Here is a 26151-nt window from a genome sequence, read left to right as displayed (position 1 = left end):
CGATTACCTCAGAAGAAAGCCTCCCAAGGGGAGTTGGGAGGCTTAATTTTATCGTTATATTTTTGGATTAATCATACTGCACTGGGCAGAGATGATTAAAGAGCGCCGTAGATTACAGAACTAATTGCAGCAAGACCACAGATTGCTGTGAAAATTTGCACAGGTGCTGAAGTTTTGTACTTAGCCATCGCAGGAACTTTTTGCATTGCGAAGATTGGCATCAAGAATAGGATTGCCGCAATCATCGGTGCACCCATTGTTTCAATCATACCTAGGATGCTTGGGTTAACGATAGCAACGATCCAAGTTGTGATTACAATGAAGATTAGAGACATCTTCTCGATCTTGCTTACTGGTGATTTTGAACGAGATTTCACTAGACCAACTAGACCTTCGTGCGCGCCTAAGAAGTGGCCAAAGTAGCTAGAGGTGATCGCTGCGAAAGCAACCAATGGACCCATGTAAGAGATCAGTGGAGATTCATGCACGTTTGCTAGGTAAGAAAGAACAGAGATGTTTTGCTCTTGCGCTGTTGCTAGTTGCTCTGGAGACAGAGAAAGTACAACAGAGAAAACGAAGAACATAACAAAGCCCATCAGCATCATTGCTGCGCCACCAGTGATAGTGTCAGTTTTCTTAACTGCGTCATCACCGTATACACGACGTTGCTCTTTAGAGAATTGAGAAATGATTGGGCTGTGGTTGAAAGAGAACACAATAACAGGGATTGCTAGCCAAACGATAGCTGGCATTGCACCCCAGTCAGGCGACACTTCCATCATTGAAGTGTTCCAACCAGGAATTAGGTATACAGACAGTGCTAGTAGGATGAACACGAGAGGGTAAACCATTGCTGAAGTTGCTTTCAGCATAAGCTCTTTACCGAATACTACGCCTGCTGTCATTGCAGCAATAAGTGCACCAGAAAGTAGCCAGCGAGGAATAGATTCCATGCCCATTTGGTTAACTAGGAAAGAGTCAACTGTGTTTGTGATACCAACACCGTAGATAAGTACGATTGGGTAGATAGCGAAGAAGTAAGCGAACGTAATAAGGTTTGCGCCAGTCTTACCAAAGTGCTCTTCTACTGTGTCGGTGATGTCCGCTTCAGGGTTTTTCGCAGAAAGAACGAAACGAGCTAAAGATTTGTGTGCGAACCAAGTCATTGGTGCTGCAATTAGGGCTAGGATTACTAATGGCCAGAAGCCACCTGCACCTGCTTTAATAGGAAGGAACAGTACACCTGCACCTACTGCCGTACCAAAAAGGGACAGACACCAGGTAAAGTCTTTGTAAGAAAACTTACTAGACGATTGTGCGGTAGAAACCGCAGAAGTAGTTGTATTCATTTTTTAGTTACTCATTTTGGGAACAGGAAATAAGTCGGGAGTAATTTTGCAAGATTTTACACTAGGAAAATTAGATCTAAATCATTTATTGCTTACGCTTATTGAATGATATGTCAAAAACCTGCTTTTTATCACGAAAATGATGTGCTACTCGTGATTTCTGCTAATGAGTAAAATTAGAAAAACTTATCAATAGGGCTGTTTGTATAAATTTATTTCACCGCAAGCGTTTGCGGTGAAAATGGAAAATTAATCTAATGTGAATGAATGTTTATGAAGCAACGTTTTATTAATATTGATGCGCATAATGATCGCGCCTATAAAAGCACCGATATCAACAACTGTTTAATGTGAAATAATATGTTTTTGCATTGATTCGATAATTTGTGCCGTCATGCCCCAGATGAAATGCTGTCTATATGGGATAGCAAATACACGATGACTGCTTCTTTTTAGGTCAAATTTGGTGCTATACAATTTTTTGGGGTTCAGAATATGGTTGGCTGGAACCTCAAAAACTGACTCTACTTCATTTGGGTCAATATGCGTTTTATATTCCGGAGAAACAAAAGCCAAAAAAGGTGTCACATTAAACTGACTAATCGTTGGTAGTGTAGGCAGTTGACCAAACACATGAATATGCTCATCTTCTATCCCAACTTCTTCTTTGGTTTCTCTTAAAGCGGTATTCACGAGCTGAATATCTTCCTGCTCATATTTGCCACCGGGAAAGCTGATTTGTCCCGGATGATGGCGTAAGTGGGCTGCGCGCTTAGTCAGAATGACTTGTAACCCGTCATCGCGTTCCACAAAACCGATTAAGACTGCCGCATCTCTCAGGGACTTTTCTTTCATCCATTTCAGTCGTGCAAGGGACTCTTTGTGGTAGCCCGTTGGAAGCCGAAATTGAAAGTTCTGTAGTAAATGAGTTTTGTCGATAACCAAACTGGGTCCTTATTTATCGTGCCTAACCATTATTTATTATACTCAAAGACGGCAAAGCGTATGGCGTTATCGTTACTGGTTACCAAATAAAGCATTCGCATTAAAACACTCGCCAGCACTTTCCCTCTTTGTGTTGTGTGTCTCACTCTGCTTGAACATATTAATTTGAAACTTATAAGGTTATACACCATTCTTTATTTTAGGACGTCACTATAGGGCAAGCATTGACCAATGAAAGGGATTATTTTCACCGAGTTCATGGAGTTAGTGGAAGAGAAATTCGGTCTTGATGTGTTAGACCAAGTTCTCGATCTTTCTAACGATGAAGGTGTTTACACCGCTGTTGGTAGTTACGATCACAAAGACTTGGTTAAGTTGATCGTGAATCTCAGTAAAGTATCTGGTGTTCCCCCCGAGCAACTGCAAGAAGTGTTTGGAGAGTGCGTCTTTTTGAATTTACTTCGCTCCATTCCTAGTCACGCCAGTTTGCAACAGTGTGAAACGACGTTTCAATTTGTTCGCCATGTTGAAGACTTTATTCATGTCGAAGTTAAGAAGCTCTATCCTGATGCTAACCCTCCGCAATTTGATTTCATTAGTGAAAACCAATCCCAATTGGTATTTGACTACCACAGCGCAAGATGTATGTCTCACGTATGCTTAGGATTGATAAAAGGCTGTGCTGCACATTTTGGTGAGGTAGTTCATATCAAACATCAAAACCAGTCAGAAGATGGCAGCAAAGTACGTTTTTGGTTAGAGGCTCAATAAGAACAATATGACGGGAAGTTCCTCATTAGAAAGGAAACTCAAACGAGAAGTTGCATCAAGAAAAGCAGCTGAGCAGCTGTTGGAACAGAAAAGCTTAGAGTTATATGAATCCAACCAGCAACTCAGTGTTGCATTGAAAAAGCTAGAGCTGAAATCTAAAAAGGATCTGCGTAAGTTTGAGTTTGAAGAGCAAATTGATGCGACGTTGATTAAGTTCGGTCGTACTTTTTTATCGAGCGCGTTCGATGAAGCAATGATAGCGAGCTTTATTGAGCAGCTCACTTCTAACTCGATCATTTCTGCGGCTTACTTGTTTCTTGACGCTACAAAGCTGAGCTCATTACGTCGTCATCACTTTGGTCACTTACAGCTTCGTCATAACAACGAGATTTTCACCACTCCTAATTGGCAGGGAGAGAATTTGCATTTGCCAGTTATCATTGATGGGGAAACGGTTGGGGAGTTGATTTTCTCTGTGTTGCAAGATCAAATCGATCAGTCTTTTATTTCCAAACAGATGGAGCTCGTGTCTGACTTAGTTCATGGTGTTATTGGTCGACACTTAAGTTTAGAGCGAGAGGTCGAGCTGAGAAAGCGGGCTGAGGAATCAGAGAAAGCGACGAAGGAGTTTGTCGCCATGATTAACCATGAGCTGCGAACTCCTCTCAATGGCGTATTGGGTAGTGCGGAGTTATTGAGTCGAACCCAATTAGAAGAAGAGCAGCGTCAATACTTGAGCAATTTGACTCAATCAGGGGACTTATTGAGAGTTATCATTAATGATCTTCTTGATTTCAGTAAGATGAATGCCGGTATGATGGAAATCATACATAAAGTTTTTGCCTGGGAGGAGCTTGAAAAAGCCATCATGGGTGTATTTGCAGCTAAGGCTGCGGAAAAACGCATCCATTTCTCTATCGACAAAAAGCTGGGGATCCCTGAATTTTTAGTCGGTGACTTAGAGCGCATTACACAAATTTTGGTTAACTTGGTGGGAAACGCGATTAAGTTTACTCACTTGGGTGGTGTCGTGTTACGTGTGGAATGGCTTAACGGCACGGCTTATTTTGAGGTTGAAGACACTGGTATTGGCATCCCAATAAAAGCACAGCCGTCACTCTTTGACCCATTTGTCCAAGTTGATCGCTCGGCGAAACGCAGCTTTGAAGGCTCAGGTTTAGGTCTCGCGATTTGTAAAAACCTCGTGGATTTGATGCAAGGTCAAATTAGCTTTGAGAGTGAAGAGCGCAAAGGGACAACTTTTAAAGTTGCTATTCCTCTTGAGGAAGGGCAAGCACAAGGCACAGCAGAGGGGGAATTGGTCACTATAGAGCGAAGCGATTTAGCAGGACGCTCAATATTAGTGGTTGATGACATCAGAATGAATCAAGTCATTGTTACTCAAATGCTGAAAAAACTCGACATTACACCTGATTTAAAAGCCAACGGAAAAGAAGCATTAGAAGCGGTGAAAAGTAAAGACTACGAACTGATATTCATGGACTGCCGAATGCCAGAAATGGATGGTTATGAGGCGACGATGTATCTGAGAGAGCGTGGCTTTACTCATCCTATTATTGCATTAACCGCTGGCACTACCATCGAAGAGCGTCAAAAGTGCATTGATTCAGGCATGGACGACATACTCACTAAGCCGTACACCGCAACCGATATCGAACAGATTATGTGTAAGTGGCTTGAGCAGTAGACGCTGCCTCTTAAAAAGTATGTTTGTTGGCCAACGGCTAAAAGCTAAAGTACATGCAAATAAAACACACAAAAAAACGCACCAAACTGGATAATGCCGCTCGTTTAACGATGTTTTTTGGGTCATTCTAGCGAGCCTTGGCGAGACTAAGAATCTAGTAGCAACACGATGAGCGGGTAATGAAACAAATTTGACCACAAAGTGCTTGAATAGAAGAACCTGTATCACGCTCCTTCGTCGCTGTGCAGGGTGATGAGATACAGAAATATGCCACTCGCTGTTAAATGAGCGGCATTATCCGTTCTGGAGGCGTTTTAGATTGTTTTCGTCAATAGCATTAAAGCGGCGTTGTGTGCTGTTGAAACCTACGATTGCAGCGCTGGCAAAATCTTTGAAAGCTTATCCAACGTTTCTTGATACTCAGAGGCGCAATCGCTATCTGCCACGACGCCGCCGCCAGCCCAAGCGTAAAGTTTGTTTTTTTCCGCTACAAGAGTTCGGATAGTAATGCTGGTGTCCATACGACCATGGCGTGAAATGTAGCCAATACTGCCGCAATACGCGCTGCGTCGATGCGGCTCCAGTTCTTCAATAATCTGCATTGCGCGAACTTTAGGTGCTCCCGTAATTGAACCGCCTGGAAAACACGCTCGCAGCAAATCCGCAGGAGCGTATTGTTCATCCAAATTTGCACGAATGGTGCTCACCAAATGATGCACGGCAGGGAAGCTTTCAATATCGAACAACTTTGGCACGTGGACGCTACCCGGTGATGCAACTCGACCAATATCATTACGCAGCAAATCGACAATCATCAGGTTTTCTGCCTGATCTTTTTCCGCTGTCTGCAAGTCATGGGCATTAGCGTTATCTTTCGTTGGATCTTCGCTGCGTGGGCGAGTACCTTTGATTGGTTTTGTTTCAATGACGCGATCTTTGAGCTCTAAAAAGCGCTCTGGAGAGATACTCAAAATCGAAGACTCAGGCATACGGATAAACGCTGAGAATGGCGCTTGGTTGGCGGACTCCAATTTCAGATACGCTTGCCACTCGCTGCCTTGATACGGTGCGTTAAAGCGCTGCGCCAAATTTATCTGATAACAGTCACCGCTCAACAAGTATTCTTGCACCTTGTCAAAGCGAGTAGCGTAGCTCTCTTTCGTCATGTTTGACTGCCAAGCACCAGACAAAGCGAAGTCAACGGTTTGTTCTGCTTTTTGCTCGTTTAACCACTGCCAAGCTTGCTCGATATTCTGACCAACTAGGCATGCTTTTTTAAGCTTGTGGTCAACAACAACGGCCCATTCATACAGACCTACCGCCATATCCGGCGTGTTGAGATCTTTTTCTGCCACTTCTGGCATCGTTTCTACGCGGCGACCTAAATCGTAACTGAAGTAACCGAGCGCACCACCAACAAAAGGCAAATCCAATTCTTTATTTAACTCTACGTGAGGAAGCCACTGTTCTTGCAATTGATGAAGCAGCGTGAATGGGTCATCTTGAGTTGAATAGGCATTCGATGGCGTTTCAACTTGTGTGTTGTCGGCAGTGGTTTCTAACGTTGCAATCGGGTTGGCGACCAACACATCGAAGCGGCTATCGATATGCGTTTTTGATGCAGAACGCAGCAACATCGCCCAAGGTAGGTGTTGAATGCGAGAAAAAAGGTGAAGAGCAAACTCTGGTGCGTATTCCAACGCTTTAAAATCAATGAATTGATTGTCCATGTTGTTCATTTGTGTAATTTGTGACAAAGAGATCGTTCACTGCATGGCATGTCATGGGCAGCAAGAGTATCATATTCCTCTGTGTAGCCAAACTCCCTCTATTCATAGGGTTTTGAGATGGTTTACAAGTAGGCAACTTCAGCATTTCGTGTGTCGATATCAGCCGTTCGACAATTGTTTATAAAAAACGAAGCTCAAAAGAGCAATAAGCTCAACAAACACGATTGAAGCTAAGCCAATAATGGAAGCATAACTATAACGAGGCATGTAATGACGGTAATACGCAAGCAGGATGTGATCAGCAGTGTCGCTGATGCGCTACAGTATATTTCTTACTACCACCCGCTAGACTTTGTTCAAGCTCTTGAAAAAGCCTATCACCGCGAAGAGAGTCAAGCCGCGAAAGACGCGATTGCTCAGATCCTAATTAACTCCCGAATGTCCGCAGAAGGTCACCGTCCAATTTGTCAGGATACTGGTATTGTGACGTGTTTCGTCAACATCGGTATGGGCGTGCAATGGGATTCGACCGACATGACGGTTCAGCAGATGGTAGATGAAGGTGTTCGACAAGCGTACACGAACCCTGATAACCCGTTGCGTGCGTCAGTACTTATGGACCCTGCTGGTAAACGTATTAATACCAAAGACAACACGCCTGCCGTCGTACATATCAACATGGTTCCGGGCGATAAAGTTGAAATTCAGATCGCTGCGAAGGGCGGCGGTAGCGAAAACAAAACTAAGATGGTGATGCTAAACCCATCTGACGATATTGCTGAGTGGGTAGAAAAAACGCTACCAACTATGGGGGCGGGCTGGTGTCCTCCTGGCATGCTTGGCATTGGTATCGGCGGTACGGCTGAAAAAGCAGCGGTATTGGCAAAAGAATCTCTAATGGAACACATCGATATTCAAGAGCTTATTGACCGTGGCCCACAAAACGCAGAAGAAGAGCTTCGTTTGGATATCTTCAATCGCGTGAACAAACTTGGTATCGGTGCGCAAGGTCTTGGCGGTTTGACGACTGTTGTCGACGTTAAAATCAAAACTGCGCCAACGCACGCGGCTTCTAAGCCTGTTTGTTTGATCCCGAACTGTGCGGCGACTCGTCACGTACACTTCACGCTTGATGGTAGCGGCCCAGCAGAGCTAACACCACCTAAACTAGAAGATTGGCCAGATATCACTTGGGAAGCGGGCGAAAATACGCGTCGCGTAAACTTAGACACAATTACTAAAGAAGAAGTACAAGAGTGGAAGACAGGCGAAACGGTTCTTCTATCAGGTAAAATTCTGACTGGTCGTGATGCTGCGCATAAACGTATTCAAGGCATGCTAGATAACGGTGAAGGTCTACCTGAAGGCGTAGATCTAAACGGTAAGTTCATTTACTACGTAGGCCCTGTCGATGCAGTTGGTGATGAAGTCGTTGGTCCTGCTGGCCCAACAACATCAACGCGTATGGATAAATTCACCGACATGATGCTAGAAAAGACCGGCATCATGGGCATGATCGGTAAAGCTGAGCGTGGCCCTGCAACGGTTGAATCTATCAAGAATCACAAAGCGGTTTACCTAATGGCTGTAGGTGGCGCTGCGTACTTGGTGGCGAAAGCAATCAAGAAAGCTCGCGTTGTCGCATTTGAAGATTTAGGTATGGAAGCGATTTACGAATTTGAAGTTGAAGATATGCCAGTAACAGTGGCCGTCGACTCAAATGGTGTTAACGCGCACCAAATTGGTCCAGACACTTGGAAAGTGAAAATTCAAGAGATGGAAGCATAAGGCAAAGGGCAATCTTGCTGCGTCTCAGTAGAGAGAATGTGACAAGGTGCTGATTTACCTAGCAAACAATTGACAAAAGTGCAGCGAAACCTGCACTTTTTGTCTATATAATTAAGGATATAAACCTTTAGGCATAGCAATCAAACGTTATGCGAACAATAATTAGGAGACGGCATGCCTCGTTTTATTCAGATTCTACAAATTATTCTTGCTGTAGTGATAGGTGGCTTTGTTGGCTATGACTTGATTCTTCACGGTATCAGCATCTTTGATGAAAAGTACGTGACCATCACATGTGTGTTGTGGTTGATTTTGGAAATCGCTCTATTTGTTATCTATAAGTTAATCGAAGACGACTAGGCTTAAAGAAAGCGGGTTCCTGTTTAACATAGTAATCAGCGCATATAGAGTTACTAATGCTGTAGATTAAGTAAGCCTCTGAACCACTCAGGGGCTTTTCTTTTTTAACACAGCATTAAGCCGGATGTTTTGTTCATCTTTTATTAAGGTATATAAAGTTAAACTCATAGAATTCGGGATAGAACAGTATTCATAGATCGAAATTCGAAGTCGCTGACAACGTTGTTTTAAAGTGGAGTAAGATAAAGAAGCGTAATGAAGAGAATAAAGAAAGAAGTTAATGACTTTATCAACAGAGGTATGGACTCTAATGTTCGAATTGCTGTCACCGGACTTTCTCGTGCCGGTAAGACGGCATTCATCACGTCATTAGTGAATCAGCTTCTTCATACTGCAACCCATGACAATTTGCCTCTTTTGACTGCGGCTAGAGATAAGCGCCTTATTGGGGCGAAGCGTGAGCCTCAATCGAATATGATGGTGCCACGCTTTGCTTACGATGAGGCGATGAGCCAAATTCATGCCACTCCACCTCAGTGGCCAGTACCGACACGTGATGTGAGTGAGATTCGCTTAGCGCTCAAGTACAAACCAAATAAAACTACGAAAAAGCTGTTGAGTAAAACCGCAATTTTAAATGTTGATATTATCGACTATCCAGGAGAGTGGTTGCTCGACCTGCCTTTATTGGACATGGACTTTGCAACGTGGTCGCAAACTCAGTTTGATGCACTTAAAGGCCAGCGTGGCGATTTAGCCAAAGCTTGGCTTTCTGAACTGGAGAAAGTGGATCTCTTTGCAGAAGTGAATGAGAAACTACTTGAGAAAGTTGCACACACATACACCGAGTACCTTCATGCCTGTAAAGACGCTGGCCTTCATTGGGTTCAGCCTGGCCGCTTTGTATTACCTGGTGAGCTAGCAGGCGCGCCGGTGCTACAGTTTTTTCCGTGTCGTGTTGATTCGGAAAGCAAAGCGTCCAAGGGCAGTAACTTAGCGATGTTAGAAGCCCGTTTTCAGGAATACCAACAGAAAGTCGTGAAAGCGTTTTATAAGCATCATTTTGCGACCTTCGATCGCCAGATTGTACTGGTGGATTGTTTGCAGCCTCTCAATGCCGGTGATGAAGCGTTTTACGACATGCGCCAAGCGCTAGAACAGATCATGCATAGCTTCCGCTATGGTCGTAGTAGCTTTTTGCGTCGTTTGTTCTCACCAAAAATCGACAAAGTGTTGTTTGCTGCTACAAAAGCGGATCATATCACGCCCGATCAGCACCCAAATTTGGTGTCTCTGCTCCAACAAATGGTGCATCCAGCATGGCAAACGGCAGCCTACGAGAATATTGAGATGAGCTGCATGAGTATCGCTTCCATCCAAGCAACCACGACGGGGTTTATTTCCTCTGGAGATAAGACCATACCGGCGTTACAAGGAACAACATTGGGTGGTGAGCCGATGACTATGTTTCCCGGAGAGGTGCCGAAAAAGCTACCAAATGCAGCGTATTGGCAAAACAACGGGTTTGATTTTACGTCGTTTCGTCCGATGCCCTTACCGAATGATGAGCCAGTGAAGCACATACGCTTAGACAAAGCATTGGATTACCTGATTGGAGATAAATTGAAATGAGTGAGTTGAAGCAAAAACAAGTTTTCTCTGAAAAGGTAATGGAAAAAGAGCAGCAATCGAATCAACCGGAATTGACGGCGCAGCAAACATTCGGCGAAAAAGAAACATTTGTACCTGTTGAAGTTAAAGAAGCGCACCAGGAGACCGAACAGGAATTGCAACTCGAGCATGTCATTCGTCCAAAATCGGGCAGAAAATGGCTCGCGACTGGCGCATTTGCAACTTTTGCTGGTCTGGTTGGCTGGCAAGCGGTGGACTCGGTTATAACCGCAATTCAGGCTTCTGATTGGCTAGCCTTAAGCTGGACGGGGTTTATTGCTGCGATCGCTTCGCTTGGTTTAGGAGCTATGGGTAAAGAGCTTTGGAAACTGCGAAAACTACGAAATCATTTTAGTGTTCAAGATGAAGCAGAAGCACTTGTTAATAGTGAGAGCGTTGGGAAAGGGAAAGCCTTTTGCGAAACCGTAGCAGAACAAAGTGGTGTGATGGCAGAGAATCCGGGCTTTGATCGTTGGCAGAACAGTATTAACCCTGCTCATAGTGACGCTGAAATTCTTGATATGTATGACTCGATGGTGGTGAGCCAACAAGACAAGTTGGCAACGAAAATCGTATCACAGCACGCAACCGAGTGTGCGGCCCTAGTCGCCGTGAGCCCTCTGGCTGCCGCTGATATGTTGCTGGTGGCTTGGCGAAATTTCAAAATGATCGACAACCTCTCCAAAGTATATGGGGTAGAGCTAGGTTATGCCTCTCGCATCAAGTTACTAAGAGCGGTATTTGTCAATATGGCGGCGGCTGGAGCCAGTGAGCTCGCTATTGATGCCAGTATGGATTTGATGTCGATGGATCTTGCTGGCAAAGTTTCTGCTCGTGCAGGGCAGGGACTAGGTGTTGGTATTCTAACGGCACGTTTGGGCTTGAAAGCGATGACCTTATTGCGTCCACTACCCTGGTATCCTGACCGTCAGGTTAAGTTGGGCACCATACGCAAGGCAGTGGCGGCGAAAGTTGCATCAATTACGATGAAACCGTAACGAATATCAACTTTGATGGATAGGATTGCTTGACGCCATTCCAAGCATGATAGAAACTACTGTCAACTTTTCCTGACAGTTGTGAATTGGGATATTTTAAGTGCGTCTTGAAGTCTTATGTGAAGATCGACTCGGCTTGACCCGAGAACTGCTCGATATTTTAGCGTCTAAAAGCATCGACTTGCGTGGTATCGAAATCGATATTAGCGGTATTATCTATTTGAATTGCCCGGATATTGATTTTGATACGTTTAGTGAGCTGATGGCTGAAATCCGCCGTATTCCGGGGGTGAAAGACGTACGTAAAATCCAGTTTATGCCGATGGAGCGCCACAATACGGAGCTGCTCTCGTTAGTTGATAACTTGCCCGATCCGGTTTTTGCCATTGATCTTAAAGGTGCCGTAGACATGGCAAACATGTCTGCACTTTCATTGCTTGGCCTTCACAAGCAAGAAGTGATTGGTACTCAAATCGGTGCTTTGTTACCAAGTGTTCGTTTCTCTCGTTGGTCTGAAGGTGTTAATGGTCGAACGCGGGAAAACCTTGTGATTGATGGCTTGGACTATGTTCTAGAGTTGATGCCCGTTTATATCCGAGACGAAGCGCAAAACTCGACTCTAGCGAGTACTCTAATGACGATTCGCTCTAGTCAGCAAGTTGCCAGAATTGAAGAAGCACTACCGCTGCATAATCCTCTGGGTTTTGAGCACTTTGTTGGTATATCGAACCGTCATAAAGCACTAATGAACCAAGCTAAGAAGCTGTCTGTGCTTGACCAACCATTGTTGATTGAGGGCGAAACGGGGACTGGTAAAGAAATGCTTGCTAAAGCTTGCCACAGCCGTTCTAGCCGCGCGAGCAAGCCATTCCTAGTTTTGAGTTGTGCTTCTATGCCTGACGATGTAGCAGAAACCGAACTTTTTGGTCATGCGCCGGGTTCATTCAATCATGAACAAGGCCACAAAGGCATCTTTGAGCAAGCAAATGGCGGCACGGTATTTCTTGATGAAATCGGTGAAATGAGTTCGCACCTTCAAATCAAGCTGTTACGTTTTCTACAGGATGGTAATTTCCGTCGTGTCGGTGCAGAAGATGAGATGCATGTCGATGTTCGTATCATCGCTTCAACAAAACATAACCTTGCCGAGCTTTCTGAAGCAGGAATGTTCCGTGAAGATTTGTATTATCGTCTCAACGTACTTACGCTCAGCATTCCTCCGTTACGTAAGCGCTCAAACGACGTTGCACCATTGCTTGAGTTGTTTGTGGCGAAACATGCTCAACAGCTTGGGATTGATAAGCCAGAGTTTGATGATGGTCTAGTTGATGCCCTTGCAAATTATCAGTGGCCAGGAAACATGCGCCAGCTGGATAACATGGTTCTTCGAGCGCTCACGGAAATGGATGGTGATATACTAAACGCGGATCACTTCAATTTACCTCAGCCTCAGTCAGTCGGCGCTGGTAGTGCAACGCTTAACATCGACGGTTCTTTGGATGAGATCATGCGTGATTATGAATCTCAAGTTCTGGAACGTTTGTATCAGTCATTCCCATCAAGCCGCAAGCTTGCTAAGCGCTTGAATGTATCGCATACCTCAATCGCTAATAAACTGCGTGATTACGGTATACGTAAGAATTAATCGAATTGAACGAAAAGACGGAATTAATCATTTGTAATGGAAGATAACAGCTCATCTATCGCCGTTCATAAGTTGGACGGTGACTTGCTTCTTCGTACCGCTGAAATCGGTGACGCAGATATGATTGCCGAATATTTTCAAGCCAACCGAGAATACCTGAAACCGTTTGAACCGAAACGTGAAGAGGCTTTTTTCTCAGTGAACGGTTGGTTGCAAAAGCTTATCAAGCTCAATGAGCTGCATCGAATGGGATTGGGGTATTATTGCCTTTTAGTCAGAGCCTCTTCGGGTGAAATGCTAGGTACGATATCCTTTAGTAGTTTGAGTCGTTTTCCTTTTTATTCTTGTAACGTCGGATATTCTCTCGCTGAAAAAGCGCAAGGGCATGGTTATATGCGTCGTGGATTAACCATGGCTTGCGACTACATGTTTAACGTTCAGAAACTGCATCGTATTCAAGCTGGCTACATGCCTCACAATAAACGCAGTGAAGCTGTGCTAGAGCATGTAGGTTTCAACCGAGAAGGGTATGCAAAAGATTACCTTTTGATTAATGGTGAGTGGCAAGACCACGTTCTAACGTCGCTTATTAATCCGAATTGGCAGCCAGAAGGGCGATAGTATGGAACGATTGGAAAAGCAGTTAGCACTTGTAATCGAGCTCGATAAACTCAAAAGCATTTTGCGCCGAACTCGAGTTAAAAGTGCTGAAGGGCGCCTCGAAAATAGTGGTGAGCATAGTTGGCATGTCGCACTGATGGCAATATTGATGGAAGAGCATGCGAATGCACCTGTTGATATTTGCCGAGTGATGAAAATGTTATTGATACATGACGTAGTAGAGATCGACGCGGGCGATACCTTTGTTTATGATACTGCTGCGTCTCAAGAGCAAGCAGAAAAAGAAATTAGAGCTGTAGAGCGCTTGTTTGGTATGTTACCCAGCGATCAGGAGCAAGAGCTATTGGCGCTTTGGCATGAATTTGAAGCCGCGCAGACCGATGATGCTGAGTATGCAAAAGCACTCGATCGATTAATTCCAATGCTCTTGAACTACCATAATAATGGTCAGAGTTGGAAGGAACATGGTGTCTCACGCGAACAAGCACTTACCATTAATAAACGAATTGAATTTGGCTCTGTTACCTTATGGGACAAAGCGAAAGAGTTGATTGAAGAAGCCACAGAGAAAGGTTGGCTGAAATCGTAATAAAGGAGACTGAATGTCTTATTTGCCTTTGGATGAATACCAAAGAAAATGGATTTTTACGCATCAGTCGATGCCTATGCCAGAAGAAGATTTGGCTTTTATTAAGCCGATGAGCCAAGCCCGTTCAGCACAATTTTGGAAAGAAAATATCAGTGCTCAAAGCCCTGATATGGATAGACTTAGTTCCCAAGACTGGCCAATGAATGAGGCGAATTGGTCTGAAACTGTGGATTGGATGGCTGCCTGGGAGTCGGATGATCCTGACATGCTAGCGGAAGTTGAGGCACATATCGATTGGCAAGACGATGTGACCGTTTACTTTTGCTACGAGAAGTACAATGTCATCGAAACGAAATGGTCTATTTTTAAAAAGCACTGGAAGAACTTTCTCTTTTATGACGATGGTCCGATACTAATAGGACGTCGCCGTTCACAAGCACTTTGGTTTGATTCAAAAGGCAATGTGAAACTCGGTGTTCGTCAATAACGAGTTATAAAGCAAAGCCACCTTTCGAGGTGGCTTTGTTTTTCTAAAGGCTGGATAATGGACTCAACACACCGCCAGCCCCGCGCTCGATAACGTGAGTATAGATTTGCGTGGTTTTTACACCCACGCTATAAGTGGTTGTTTTTATTGGTGACTATCACGCCCCGATTGAAGTGGGGCGCTGGTGGGACAATTCAGAATTATTTATGGGTATACGGATTAAAGTTCGCATGTGAAGCTTTGAACATTAACTGTAGTAACTCATACTGGATCTTACATATCCGCTGATTAGTCACCACTAGGTCATACTGTCGAACTAGTCATGATTCACAATTGGGCAAAAGATTGTCAGCGACTTAGCTAAATTAGTAATATATGAATAACCACAAGTATGGTAAGTCGCTTAGTTTTGTGTCCAGTTTTGATGGTGCAGATCACCTATGGCCAAATCAAAAAAATCGACTGTAGCGATGCGCTGGTGGCATTTTCCACTCCAATTGCGCTTGACGTTGAAAATGTTTTGTTAACGCCGAGTTCATTTTTTTGCTGACAATAAAACCCTCCTTTTGTAGCTTTTCTTGCGCTATTGTCATGGCTTTTTTTACATATTGTTCAATGGTCATAAGACCTGTGAGTTCGCTTAACCGGGCTTGGGTGTCCTCGCTTGCCAATGCTTTCTTCATAGGGCTGTACGCACCAGAAAGTGATTCCAGTTCAAACTGATATTTAGTTGGAAACACACGACCTCCCATCTCGACTGGTTTCAACGCCATAATGGCGGCCGCGATATTGTCCAGATTTAACCAACCGCCAGACTCATAATGCCCTTGTGGAGCCTTCTGTGGCTGAACCCACATTTTTTTCGCGTCATCCACCGCCAGGTTGAGACCTTGCATTTGATAAAGCGTTTTTAGCGGATTTAGCGAACTGCTCCAACAACCTATCTTGGGTAAATAGTTTAGGTGACCAAAGTGTTTTTCCAAGATAGTGCACCGGACATTACTGTCACTCAAATCGAGGTTATCCATGCGACCTAAATGGGCCTCAAATGAGAGGTTGGCCGATTGGCACACTTGCTCAGTACCCAAGTGCGTCATCATCACTATCGCCGACTCCCATTTTGGCAGAGTGATGGCAGCGATTTCGCTTCGCGACGGCAGCAGACGTGATCCACTGTGATAAAACAGCGTGCCCTTCAACCATCTGGTTAAACCCACCAGATCATAGTTACACGCCGTTTGGTAGGTCGGTTCATAGTCCAGTATTGAAGGCAACGTTGACCGGCTAAAATAGAGGTCTATCGCGTCTAAAATTTGTTGGTTGGCCGCGTCACGTCGAGTCCTAACCGTATTCTCTGCGCCGATGATAAGGTGAGGGATATCTGTGGCGATCAGAGTCTGGTAATACGCTTTTGAGTCGTCGATATAAGCGGCTTCCCTGCGACGACTTGCTGAAACCCCTTTATCACCAAACATTTGCTCGGTCTTGACCATCATCACTTCCACAATCATCCTTCCACCGAGCACAAAGTCGACTCGGCGGTTTAACGAGGGGACATAGCACTGCGACTCAACTGTCACAGGCACGCCATAATTTTTGAGTTTTTTTTCAACCGAGGTGGATTGCAATAATTGACCTATCAGTACCTCGCCCGATGTACCATTTTTTGTTGCGTCAACTCGAAGCGCGCCCTGATTGGCCTTGTGAGTAAAATCAAGCTTGCCACGCGCAAATAAATGCGCTTGATATTCGGTGATGTTCGCAAACCCATGACTCTCTACTGCACGTTTTATGGTGACGCTGCAGTAATCCTTCGACAGCACATCAATGAGGCTTAAGTTGACCATTTTGGTTCGACCCTTACAAAGGTCGATAAAAAACTCCTCTAACCGTTTCAGCCCGTGTTTACCTGAAAATGATAAACGTGCATCAGTTGACATCGGTAAGACTTCGCAAAGTTTGGTTTCATTACGAAAATAATCCAGATAGTTCAAAGCAACTGTGCTGATGAGTGGATCATTGCATTTGACGATTTCCCGATGACCGGGAAAGGCATCGAACACGGTCATCATTCTCGCCGCGATGATCATTTGGGTTAACAGCGGTTCATGGTTGATGGTGTTTTTTATGCTCCAAAGAGGCGGATGGCGTTTAATGGCCCGACCGAGTGCGCGCAAATTATCGAGACAAAATTGCTGTTGGTAATCAAAACCCTTGAGCACAATTTTATTCTCGGACAGCAGTTCACGCTGCAAAGTGGCAATATGACCGTAATCGCCTTTTGTCATCTCAGGCCAAAAGACTTGTCGTAGTCTTTCGGCTAAGGTCGACGCCTTGATTTCAACGATATAGTGATCGAATTCGAGGAGTTTTGAATCCTTGATCTGGTTTAATAATGCTGAATTGGAGAGTAACGTCTGGTGCTTGGTGCACAGTTCGGCGTAAAACTCGCGTAACGCTTGTTTTGCCTGCTTGCTTTCCCAAACCCTAACATCTGTCGTGCGTTTTAAAACTCTTTTTAAACCATTGCGCATCGCAACGTCTTCCAAATTGAGCCCAGTTTTTAGCAGTGGACGAAGCGGCTCCAATTCAAGATTAGTTTTTATCGCCTTATTCAGCACACCGTGTGCGGGCAGACCTAGGAAATGCGTATTGAGTAGCTCGCGCTGATTGGGAGTGAGTAGCATCGTTATATTTATATCCAAAAAGTATACGTAGTCAAAAGTTTCAGTCACTTACAAACTGTACAAGTATAAGAGAAATTAAGTCAAAGTCAGATCATTAAAATGCGTTACCACATACCTGAAACAAAACTTGAGGAAATTCTGTTCCGCATATTGAAATGCACATCATAATGGCCTTATTTCTTTGAAGCCATGATCCCATTTAAATATTCGATCTGCTCATGCGAGTGTGATTTCATGAATCGGCCGTAAACGCGTTCCAACATCATTGTGCTTTTGTGTCCCATCTGCTCAGCGATAAAAGAGAGGTTTGCCCCCTTGGTGATCAACCAACAAGCGTAGGTATGTCGAGATTGATATGAGCAGCGATGGCGAATGCCCGCTCGTTTAAGCGCGCGTGACCATAGACGATTATATGTTGTCGTTTTATAGGTCTCGCTAGGTGCTTGACCGTTACGACGTTCTGGAATAAATACGAAACGAACGCTTTCCTGGCGAAACGTGTTTGAGCCTTTTACTTCCACTAAAATATCTCTAACCGGGCTAAACATGGTTAGCTCTCTTTGAGACTTAAGGGCAAGGAGAGCAGGTTCAAGTAAGTGAATAGTTCGCTCTGACTTCTTATTCTTCGGCGTTGTGAACTTTCGTTCAATCGTGACGTTGCGAGTAACTTCGATCGTACCTTTCTCAAGATCGACGTCTTCCCATGCTAACGCACAGAGCTCACCAGTTCGCATGCCCGTGTAAATGGCTAAGGTGAACATATTCCGCTGCTGTAAGTTTGTCGTTGACTCTATTAGCTGGTGGAACTCTTCTAGTTCTAGTGGATCCGGTTCACCAGAGCCACCACTAAGCAGCTCAACATGCAGAAATGGATTGTCCTCAATAAACTTTGACTTCACCGCCAAGTCAAAGCATCGGCGCAGAAGTTTGATCATATTATTGATCGTCTTAGCGCTGCGTGATGCACCAGTGCGAGTAGGGGAGTCGACCATTAACTTTTGGCACTTTAGTGCATCCATGATCGTGATGGTGGAAATAGTACGTTCCTCCCCAACAAACAAGCAGCATGCTCTTGCTGTTGTGCTCAATACATAGAGTGACTGTGAGGCCATTGTCGTTTGCTTCAATTGAATATAGTCATCAAACAATTCGCGAACGGTAAGGTTCTTGCCTCGCTGTTCTGGCGTCGCAAAGAGTTGTGCTTTCTTTGAAGTGGGAAAGCGAGATAAGTAATCAAATGTGCCCAATGAAATTTCAGAAAGTATAGATGCGCGTAGATGACCTGCTTTTTTGAGATTGCCTTTGGTGACTTCCCAACCTTTTAGTGTCTCCCGACAACGCATCTCGCGGTAAGTAAAGCTAATGCGGATAGACTTACCGCGGATCTCTACACCTTCTGGTGTGTTCATTATGCAACCCTTTCTCTTGCTGAAAACTCATCGATGGCAACACGGTCATACTTATAGCCTTTACCACCATCACTACTCTTACCGGACGACTTTTTAAAATGAACGCCTTCAATCCAACGAAACTGACGATAGTCTTTGATTTCATTGGTCGACATGCCTGTTAAATCAATTAAAAGGTCCTCTTTCACCCAACGGCTAGGTTCTAATTGAATCACCGTAAATGTTCTCATCGGTAAACTCCTATATAGTTGAATTGAGAGAAGAGCAGGGCAACCACCTTACTCTTCTTAATTTGGTGGTTGACGGGTTAATAACAGCGTAGTGACAGATACTGTAAGTTAATGAAGGCCATTACTTTACTCCACCAGGATATCGATTGAAGTTCAGGTTCTTACGACCACCTTTCGTTATGTCCTGATTACAAAAATAGAAAGCGGAACCTAACACTGGTTCATTTTCCATAATTGCTGCCAGTTCCTTCTGAAACTGCACATCATTCATTCGTTGTTTAACGGCTGAGTCCTTGGGTTGCTCTTTTGGTAAACGCGCACCAGTTGGGCGAAGTTCCATCACACCATCAACCGCTCTATTGATCTCTTCTTGTGTCATGCTCATCGCGAAATCCTTACATTACTTGTGCTGCATCTCTGGCGAACATGTTTAGAAATTGATTGGTGAGCGAGACATTGGAAGGGCACTCTCGGCTAATGCCCCAGCCGTTGCTCTCGTTCTCTGGTTTAATCAGAGTTAGATTGATCACTTCACAACCTAGCTGGTGACTAAAGTAAGGGGCCGATGTCGTGACCTGCCCGAATTGAGTATCGATGGTTGCCGCCATAGATATTTCCTCGCAAGATACGCCCCCTTTAAGAAGAGGGCGCCAATATTAGTTAAGAGCTGAACGAACCAATGAAGGTATCAATTTCGATCTCGCCGTCTTTAAAGCAGGCTTGAAGTTTCGTCTGGAACTCTTCGCCCATCTCTTCTTCGTGTTGTTCCAGCTTCTTGATGCGAAGGACTAGAGTTTCATTACCGATAGTGCTCATGCGCATTTCAAAAGTGCGCTCTGCTAAACCCAAGTAAGGCACACACGTGAACTTAAACACCGCGGGCATTGGGAACTCTTCCTTGGTGCGAACCGCAACAGACTCGTATTCAGATTGGTGATGGCTGAAGTCATCTACATTGGATTCACGCCCAGCTTTCGCTTCAAACTTCATATTGCGAATAGCTGCAGACGCAACAGAGTTTTCAATGACCTCCCCAGTAGTAGAGAAGACCTGAACAAACTCACTGTAGTCTTCGACCCACTCAGCCAGTTTCTTTTGTCCAAGGCGTTCTTCGTTAATGTTTAGAAGGGCGTTAAACGCTGCGGTACGGCGTAGAATCAAGTTTGCTTGGTGTTTGCAGTGCCCAGGTAAGTTATGAGTGCCTAGGTCAAAAATAGTTACCGCAGCCATACGTTCTGCATTGATAAAGCACTGGTTGCCTTCAGTTTGGTACTCTTCGTGGTAACGCACAAACTCGTCGATATTTGCCGTCTTCATTGTGCCGCGGAAATAATTGCGGTTTGGCATGAACTTCTCCAAGTCATGCAAATCGAAGGACTCAGGTAGGGCGGCAACAGGGAATCCCGCTTTCTCTAACTGTTTTAAAAACTGCGGTGCATTCGATGATTCTTGGATCTGCTGGATTGCTGATTTATCCATTTATGTATTCTCTCTTTGAGTGAGTTGCTGGTGGAGTGGGTTAGCCGCGTACTTCGCGCAGCATGCCTTCTTCAATAACGGCTTGGCCGTGAATATCTTCTTTTGGTCGGTCGTAGGTAAGTTTGCCGCCTTTGCCTACGTACGCGATTGAGGTGTATTGGAAGTCTTCTGACTTGGTACCGAATCCGGCTTTTGGCTCTTTTACCGACATGTTGACGGTGATTTCGACCATCTCGTTGTTGGTACCCATTGGTTTGAGTTTTAGATCCATCTTCACGTTTCCCTGCTTATCGCTGTAGGACACAGCTCGGGCTACGTTAGATAACGCCAAACCGACGACATTGGAGACAACTCCGCCGTCCAGTTCCTGCATCAGTTTTGGGAAGTTAGTAGTACGGTCCTCAAGACTGAGGTTTCCTGCTTCTTGGTTAGACATGTGATTTCCTCGCTGTCCACATTTTGTGTATCAATAAAATACACAAAATGTGTTTATTGTGTCAACACGTTTTGTGTATCCATTTTGTGCGGACGAAAAAAAACCGCCATCTGGCGGTTGTACAATTTCTTATTTCTTAGCTTATCTGGAAGTGATAGGTGTCGGTGAGTTGTCGGAGTAACCTTATTCGTTCCATATCATCTGTGCATTTAAGTAGTAATGATTCATTATCACCTGAAAGTTCAACGACCATTACGTGGATTACAGTTTTCTCTGATGGATGTTCAACCCATTTTAGAGGGACGTTTTTGATCGTTCTTGCTGCGTCAATTGGTGAGTGAGCTGTGACCACGTTATAGCTATTCCAGTCTGAGGTTGCGAATGTGGCCATCAAGCCTTTTCTGTCTTGATTTGCAAAAGAACGATATTCGTCGTACCACTTTGCTACTTTTAAGATCGCAAATACTGCTGCGATAGTAGTTAGAAGAGCGTATACAAATACAAAGTGCGCACTAAACGCATATATCCTTGCGGCAATCGCCATATATGGATTGTTAATAACAATAGCGTCAAAACTTTTAGCTATGATTGCTAATATCAGTGCGAGGATCTGTAAGAGAAGAAAGTGAGTAAATGTTGCGTTGACTTCCATGTAGGGAGATATTTCGTCTTCTTCATCTGCACCTGCGATTAGTCCTTTAAACTTTTCGTCTCCTATTGCTACCCACATAGCAAAGCCGCCCAGTGTAAAGCCTAAGAAGTTGGGAGTTATGGACAGAACCATTTCCCACCACTTACTTTCAACTGGGTACCATGAATTGAATAATAGAGAATTTAAAGCAGCAGCTCCCCAAAAGTACTTGCTAGAGAACAGAGCTTTCCATCCACCATATGCTAGCCAGTATTCTTTTAAAGGGGAGGTGTTAGTCATTATTTATCCAGTCCTGAATCTTTTGAATAATTTTTGGTGCTTGCTGTTTCAATTGTGAAAACGCATCCGTTGTCTCAGGGTTGTAAACAACAGTTTGAGACAAATGATGCGCTTTAGTTGACCGAGTTTCAACTCTATTCATCTCGTTGTTTACCTTGGCTTCAACATAACCATTTTTTGCCGCTACCTTGGCAATCGTCTTTTCTTCTTCATCCAGTTCAATCACTTCTCCCTTTGGAGGAGTTAGTATTGTTTCTTGCTTTTCTACATTTAAACGAGCAAGACGTTTTTTAAACTTACTCTCTGCAGATTTTACATCGTCTGGGTTGGGACGGTTGATAACCATTGCAAAGTAAGAAATGCTCTTATCGTTAAGGATCTCATTAACTTTGTTAGTTTCTGGAATTATGTGAACGTGTACTTTGCCATACTTATCAAACAGCTCGGGAGTGTTTAGTAAATTGGAAAGAACCTTTTGTGCATAATTTGACGAAAAGGTTTTGTTATCGTACTGCTGCTCGAAAACTAAAGTGTGACTTTTTGGGTAAAAAATAAAGGAAAATCGAGACATGTTTGGCTTGAGATGTTCTGGGAGCTCTTTGATTTTCTTTAACTCATCTTCAGTCGCCACGTCTTTACTCGCGATGCTGTACCATTCTGAATTTCGATCTATCTCCGTATATTTAACGAACTCTCCAGCTACAGGACCTGGTTCTTTTTGATCTTTTTCAAGTTTTCTAATAAAAGAGATATTTGCCCAAGTGTCTCCTCTCATATTGAAAGGACGGTCAAGTTTCTCCGCTTGTTTCAGTAGCTTGAGGTAGTTTTGCGGAGAGTGCGGATGAGTAACAATACTTATCGCACCTAATTTAAGAGTTTTATGTGCCATTGACGTTTTATTTCCATTTTTATTTATAACAACACCGAATACCAAAAAACACGACCAACGATAGTGATTTTTTGTTCAAGTACTTGTTCTTCTGTGTACTCTCTTGGTGGATACTCTATCTCATTAAAGCTGTATATTCTGAGTCCGCCACCAGGTAAACGGTATAACTTCTTGATAAAAAGCTCACCATTGTGGTTGATAGCAAAAATTTTGCCTTCCATTAGAGTTTTGTTTCCACAATCAATACCCACAGTGGAGCCATCCGGCAGAACGGGCTCCATACTGTTTCCATGGACGGCTACGCAGACCGCGTTCTCTGGCGCTACGTTGTAGCGACGAAGGGTGGATTTAGCAAAACGTAAGCGGAAACCGTTGTCATGTTCTAGGTCGTTTACGAATCCATTTCCGGCGGAAAGCTTTATTTCAGATAAGAATGGCACAGCTACTTCGTCATCCCCAATTGGAGTGCTGCTGTCCCATGCTTGCATATTGCCCAGAACTTTTGCATTTCCTTGAGGTGGTTTGTTGGCAATCAAACTTTCACCAAACAGTAGGGTTTTCGGTGAAATATTCAGTGCGTTGGAAATGATTTCAGCGTCATCCAAGCTGATGCTTCTTATCCCAGACTCATAATTACTTATACGTGAAGGCCCCCACCCACATTTAGTGGCTAGGGCTCTTTGGCTAAGGCCGCTATTTTCTCGGATCTGCTTAAGTCGCAGTCCTACTTCAACTTTTTTTGTCATAACAAAAAATCTAACACGCTCCGTGTGTGCTGTATGCACACTTTTCGTGTTTACTTGTGAACACGAATCGTGTACTTTTGTTGGTGGAGGAAACAGAATGAACAAAATCTCAGAACATCGAAATAAAGCAAAAGTTAGCCAAGCTGGCTTAGCTAAAACTATCGGAGTAACACCATCTACTATCGGCAACTACGAATCAGGTATCCGGAACATAAACGTTGAGATGTGTTGGAAGATAGTTAAAGCACTTAATCAACTGGGAACCGAATGTACGTTTGACGATGTGTTTCCTGACCCGCAAGAAGATTGTGAAACAAAGGGCCACGCAGTTAAACCACCAATCAAAGGAGCAAATGGTGAATAAGAAAGAGATGGTGAATAAAACCATTGCAGGCGTCACTGGTGGTAAAGAGGCGGTTGCTGCAGTTCTTGGTATGTCGATCGACAGTTTTAACAACCACTTATACGAGAAGAAGGGTTCTCGCTTTTTTAGTGTTGATGAGCTAGTGGAAATGGCTGAGCTAACCAATACCCCATATGTAGCAGAGTACTTTGCTAACCGTGTTAATTGCATGGTGGTAGAGCAGCCTGATGTCGCTGAGCTGGATACCGTGGATATGTTCGATTGCCACTTACACCTTAATGCTGTGAAAGGGCTTTTGGATAAAACCATTGAAGAAGCAAAAGCAGATGGTGTGTTTGATGCTCGCGAACGTGCGCTCATCGCCCAATTGAAAGCGGAATATCACGCAACTTTCGAAGCCTTCATGCTGAAGCTCGATGCGTTGTATGCGGAGGTTGTATGAAAACAGAAATATTTTGGCAAACCGTGTCACAGATGGCAGACATCACCTGCAGCTCGGCAAAGCTAATGGTGGCGCAAGGCCAATCTTCAGAAGCTTACGAACGTGAGCAAATCCAGCTGTTGAAAGCAAAGTGCGAACGTCGATTACGAGTAATAGATGAGGAAGTGGCTTTAAACCGCGGCAACGGTTTAAAGCCGGGTTGTGATGATTCTCGCGAGGAACAATCACAGCTCACTCAGTCACCAGCAAAGATCACGGAGGAGTGATGGAAAGAATAACACTCAATTATTCATTGTGGTACCACCAAAACCAGTTTTACAAGGTGGAGAAGGGGCAGAGCATCATGCTCACCCATGATGAGTTAGCAGACTTGTTTGAAGCAAAGCGCATTTACGTAACTGCTGTTTATAAGGGGAGGGCTATTTGATGCTAAAGGCTACGTTTTTTGACTATGACGGCCAAGAGCTAACAACAGGCTGCTTCTCCCTGCTAACTTGTTCTCTATATAAGGCTTTGCTGGACACTCAGACGATAACTGGCTTCGTGCTGATTTTATTTGCGAACAACTTTGCTGTGTTTGGAAAAGGTAAGGCGCGTTTGGTTGTAGGGAAGGTGGAAGTATGAATCTGTTGGCGTTTGATAAAAAGTGCGCGCTCGAGCGCATCAAGCAATTAGATGTTAAGCCGTTCTTGACCTGTGACGAACAACGGGACTACCAAAACAGAGTTGAAATTGTTGAAGAATACGACAGACAGTTTCGGAAGAACTGGAAGTCGGATCGCCGTGATTGGATAAAAGCTCAGTTACGCAAAGGGTACTTAACAACTGAGCAATCGGAAGAAAAGTTTTCACAGCTTGATAATGACGCTGATTTGATTCTTGGAAAGCCAAAATACCCATGGGGGAGCGCATAATGTCAGTTAAGGTAATGAGCTACGTTTGGGACATTCCGAGTTTTAAGGGCTCTGATAAGTTGGTGATGCTTTGCCTAGCTGACCATGCGGATGATCGCGGTCTTTGTTGGCCGTCTATCGATACCATTGCTCGCAAGTCTGGTGTTTCACCTACCACCGTTAAATCGACGCTCAAGAAACTGGAAGCTGCCGGATGGTTATTCAAAAAGAACCAATTCAAAAAGGCGGATACAGGTCGCTTAGTTCGTTCGAATAATCAGTACCAGTTGCCTGTGATGCTTTTGAAGAAGAAAGCAGATGAACAGACAGATTTTGAACAGTCGAATTTCGTCTGTTCAAAAGTCGAACGTTCGAAACTCGAACAGACGAAACAACCAGAGGGGGTAGGTCAAATTCCGACTGGGGGTAGGTCGGAATCCGGCCATAAACCACCAATAGATCCACCAATAGAACCATCAAGTAAAGATCTTGCTCCAAGCGAACCGCTCGAAGCCGAACCAGCACTGTTTGACATTCCTTTGAACAGGAAAGGGCTGTTTCATGGAGTAACTCAACCAGACATCGACCGCTATTCGGATTTGTTTGGTGCAGTGAATGTTCGTGCTGAGCTGAAAAAAATGATCGCTTGGTGCGATGCCAATCCTCGTAAGCGGAAAACCAAGCAGGGCATTGAGAAGTTTATTCAAGGTTGGCTTGGCAGAGAGCAAGACAAGGGGCGTTATCTGCCACCACAGCAAGGTGATGCTTCAGTGGATACTCAGGACGAAGTGACCGTGATTCAGCGTGAAGTCGCTTTGCTAGAGAGCTCTATCAACTCAGAAAATCAGCGCATGTTGTACTTGATTGACGCTAAGCGACCTCAGCATGAAGTGGAACCATCAAAGCGAAAGATCGCAGATTTGTCGGCTAAGCGCAGAGAGTTACTGGAGCGTGTTGCGAACCTAGAGGCGGTGTAGGGGGGC

The 26151-nt window shown here is 44.3% G+C and carries 28 protein-coding genes; 15 read left to right on the top strand and 13 right to left on the bottom strand.

Annotation, left to right across the window (positions count from 1 at the left end; all coding sequences use genetic code 11):
- Positions 1–95: 95 nt before the first annotated feature.
- On the bottom strand, positions 96–1349 hold the full coding sequence (locus tag R7044_RS10200) for an aromatic amino acid transport family protein (protein WP_005376900.1): 1254 nt from the start codon (positions 1347–1349) through the stop codon (positions 96–98).
- A 345-nt stretch (positions 1350–1694) separates the two neighbouring features.
- On the bottom strand, positions 1695–2294 hold the full coding sequence (locus tag R7044_RS10195; RefSeq protein WP_005376901.1) for a CoA pyrophosphatase: 600 nt from the start codon (positions 2292–2294) through the stop codon (positions 1695–1697).
- A gap of 231 nt (positions 2295–2525) precedes the next feature.
- Between R7044_RS10195 and R7044_RS10190 the strand changes: the two genes are divergently transcribed.
- Positions 2526–3065 (top strand): heme NO-binding domain-containing protein, encoded by a 540-nt coding sequence (locus R7044_RS10190; RefSeq protein WP_005388282.1) that lies wholly within the window; start codon positions 2526–2528, stop codon positions 3063–3065.
- A gap of 7 nt (positions 3066–3072) precedes the next feature.
- Positions 3073–4773 carry an ATP-binding protein gene (locus R7044_RS10185; RefSeq protein ID WP_225455554.1) on the top strand — a complete coding sequence of 567 codons (1701 nt, stop codon included), beginning with the start codon at positions 3073–3075 and terminating at the stop codon, positions 4771–4773.
- Positions 4774–5138: 365 nt separating this feature from the next.
- Here R7044_RS10185 and pabB read toward each other — a convergent pair whose 3' ends face one another.
- Positions 5139–6503, bottom strand: coding sequence for an aminodeoxychorismate synthase component I (pabB, locus tag R7044_RS10180; protein WP_017820445.1), 1365 nt, complete (start codon positions 6501–6503; stop codon positions 5139–5141).
- 270 nt (positions 6504–6773) lie between these two features.
- On the opposite strand from pabB, the gene R7044_RS10175 reads away from it, so the two are divergent.
- From R7044_RS10175 to R7044_RS10140, 8 genes are all read left to right on the top strand, one after another.
- Positions 6774–8291 (top strand): fumarate hydratase, encoded by a 1518-nt coding sequence (locus R7044_RS10175; protein WP_005376905.1) that lies wholly within the window; start codon positions 6774–6776, stop codon positions 8289–8291.
- A gap of 174 nt (positions 8292–8465) precedes the next feature.
- Entirely contained in the window at positions 8466–8651 is a 186-nt protein-coding gene (locus tag R7044_RS10170; protein ID WP_005376906.1) for a hypothetical protein, read from the top strand.
- A gap of 255 nt (positions 8652–8906) precedes the next feature.
- Positions 8907–10283 carry a YcjX family protein gene (locus R7044_RS10165; protein ID WP_033905625.1) on the top strand — a complete coding sequence of 459 codons (1377 nt, stop codon included), beginning with the start codon at positions 8907–8909 and terminating at the stop codon, positions 10281–10283.
- Entirely contained in the window at positions 10280–11320 is a 1041-nt protein-coding gene (locus R7044_RS10160; RefSeq protein WP_225455553.1) for a YcjF family protein, read from the top strand. The genes R7044_RS10165 and R7044_RS10160 overlap by 4 nt, the downstream gene beginning before the upstream one ends.
- A 100-nt stretch (positions 11321–11420) precedes the next feature.
- Positions 11421–12965: a transcriptional regulator TyrR gene (tyrR, locus tag R7044_RS10155; RefSeq protein ID WP_017820442.1), complete on the top strand. Its 1545-nt coding sequence runs from the start codon at positions 11421–11423 to the stop codon at positions 12963–12965.
- 36 nt (positions 12966–13001) lie between these two features.
- Positions 13002–13586 (top strand): ribosomal protein S5-alanine N-acetyltransferase, encoded by a 585-nt coding sequence (gene rimJ / locus R7044_RS10150; RefSeq protein ID WP_005376916.1) that lies wholly within the window; start codon positions 13002–13004, stop codon positions 13584–13586.
- Position 13587: 1 nt separating this feature from the next.
- Positions 13588–14175 carry an HD domain-containing protein gene (locus R7044_RS10145; protein ID WP_225455552.1) on the top strand — a complete coding sequence of 196 codons (588 nt, stop codon included), beginning with the start codon at positions 13588–13590 and terminating at the stop codon, positions 14173–14175.
- Between the two features lie 13 nt (positions 14176–14188).
- The gene (locus R7044_RS10140; protein ID WP_033905624.1) at positions 14189–14662 is read left to right on the top strand and encodes a DUF2947 domain-containing protein; all 474 of its coding nucleotides are present in this window, start codon (positions 14189–14191) and stop codon (positions 14660–14662) included.
- A gap of 449 nt (positions 14663–15111) precedes the next feature.
- Here the strand turns inward: R7044_RS10140 and R7044_RS10135 are convergent, their stop codons facing one another.
- The 10 genes from R7044_RS10135 to R7044_RS10090 all read right to left on the bottom strand — a co-directional run bounded on the left by R7044_RS10135 (position 15112) and on the right by R7044_RS10090 (position 23469).
- Positions 15112–17397 (bottom strand): hypothetical protein, encoded by a 2286-nt coding sequence (locus R7044_RS10135; protein ID WP_225455551.1) that lies wholly within the window; start codon positions 17395–17397, stop codon positions 15112–15114.
- 125 nt (positions 17398–17522) lie between these two features.
- Complete coding sequence (locus tag R7044_RS10130) at positions 17523–18758, bottom strand: site-specific integrase (protein ID WP_225455550.1); 1236 nt, start codon at positions 18756–18758, stop codon at positions 17523–17525.
- Positions 18758–18988, bottom strand: coding sequence for an excisionase family protein (gene xisR, locus R7044_RS10125; RefSeq protein ID WP_137282197.1), 231 nt, complete (start codon positions 18986–18988; stop codon positions 18758–18760). Before xisR ends, R7044_RS10130 begins: the two co-directional genes overlap by 1 nt.
- 121 nt (positions 18989–19109) lie before the next feature.
- The gene (locus R7044_RS10120; protein ID WP_005376929.1) at positions 19110–19373 is read right to left on the bottom strand and encodes a hypothetical protein; all 264 of its coding nucleotides are present in this window, start codon (positions 19371–19373) and stop codon (positions 19110–19112) included.
- A 10-nt stretch (positions 19374–19383) separates the two neighbouring features.
- Positions 19384–19596 carry a hypothetical protein gene (locus tag R7044_RS10115; RefSeq protein WP_140131135.1) on the bottom strand — a complete coding sequence of 71 codons (213 nt, stop codon included), beginning with the start codon at positions 19594–19596 and terminating at the stop codon, positions 19384–19386.
- A gap of 52 nt (positions 19597–19648) precedes the next feature.
- Entirely contained in the window at positions 19649–20467 is an 819-nt protein-coding gene (locus R7044_RS10110; RefSeq protein WP_225455549.1) for a DUF2303 family protein, read from the bottom strand.
- 40 nt (positions 20468–20507) lie between these two features.
- Complete coding sequence (locus R7044_RS10105; protein WP_005376932.1) at positions 20508–20903, bottom strand: hypothetical protein; 396 nt, start codon at positions 20901–20903, stop codon at positions 20508–20510.
- A 136-nt stretch (positions 20904–21039) separates the two neighbouring features.
- Positions 21040–21834: a hypothetical protein gene (locus R7044_RS10100; protein WP_213907193.1), complete on the bottom strand. Its 795-nt coding sequence runs from the start codon at positions 21832–21834 to the stop codon at positions 21040–21042.
- A complete protein-coding gene (locus tag R7044_RS10095) occupies positions 21827–22723 on the bottom strand; it encodes a DUF4747 family protein (RefSeq protein ID WP_213907194.1) in 897 nt (298 codons plus the stop codon). The genes R7044_RS10100 and R7044_RS10095 overlap by 8 nt, the downstream gene beginning before the upstream one ends.
- Positions 22724–22746: 23 nt before the next feature.
- Positions 22747–23469, bottom strand: coding sequence for an XRE family transcriptional regulator (locus R7044_RS10090; RefSeq protein ID WP_225455548.1), 723 nt, complete (start codon positions 23467–23469; stop codon positions 22747–22749).
- A 97-nt stretch (positions 23470–23566) separates the two neighbouring features.
- On the opposite strand from R7044_RS10090, the gene R7044_RS10085 reads away from it, so the two are divergent.
- The 5 genes from R7044_RS10085 (at position 23567) to R7044_RS10065 (ending at position 26145) form a co-directional block, all read left to right on the top strand.
- Positions 23567–23833, top strand: coding sequence for a helix-turn-helix transcriptional regulator (locus tag R7044_RS10085; protein WP_225455547.1), 267 nt, complete (start codon positions 23567–23569; stop codon positions 23831–23833).
- Positions 23823–24275 (top strand): YmfL family putative regulatory protein, encoded by a 453-nt coding sequence (locus tag R7044_RS10080; RefSeq protein WP_025501770.1) that lies wholly within the window; start codon positions 23823–23825, stop codon positions 24273–24275. Before R7044_RS10085 ends, R7044_RS10080 begins: the two co-directional genes overlap by 11 nt.
- Positions 24272–24541 (top strand): hypothetical protein, encoded by a 270-nt coding sequence (locus R7044_RS10075; protein ID WP_193293645.1) that lies wholly within the window; start codon positions 24272–24274, stop codon positions 24539–24541. Before R7044_RS10080 ends, R7044_RS10075 begins: the two co-directional genes overlap by 4 nt.
- A 354-nt stretch (positions 24542–24895) precedes the next feature.
- Positions 24896–25189: a hypothetical protein gene (locus tag R7044_RS10070; protein WP_225455546.1), complete on the top strand. Its 294-nt coding sequence runs from the start codon at positions 24896–24898 to the stop codon at positions 25187–25189.
- On the top strand, positions 25189–26145 hold the full coding sequence (locus R7044_RS10065) for a helix-turn-helix domain-containing protein (protein ID WP_225455545.1): 957 nt from the start codon (positions 25189–25191) through the stop codon (positions 26143–26145). Before R7044_RS10070 ends, R7044_RS10065 begins: the two co-directional genes overlap by 1 nt.
- Positions 26146–26151 lie beyond the last annotated feature (6 nt).

The organism is Vibrio sp. 1402, from assembly GCF_033340275.1.
This window is presented reverse-complemented; position numbering and strand designations above follow the sequence as displayed.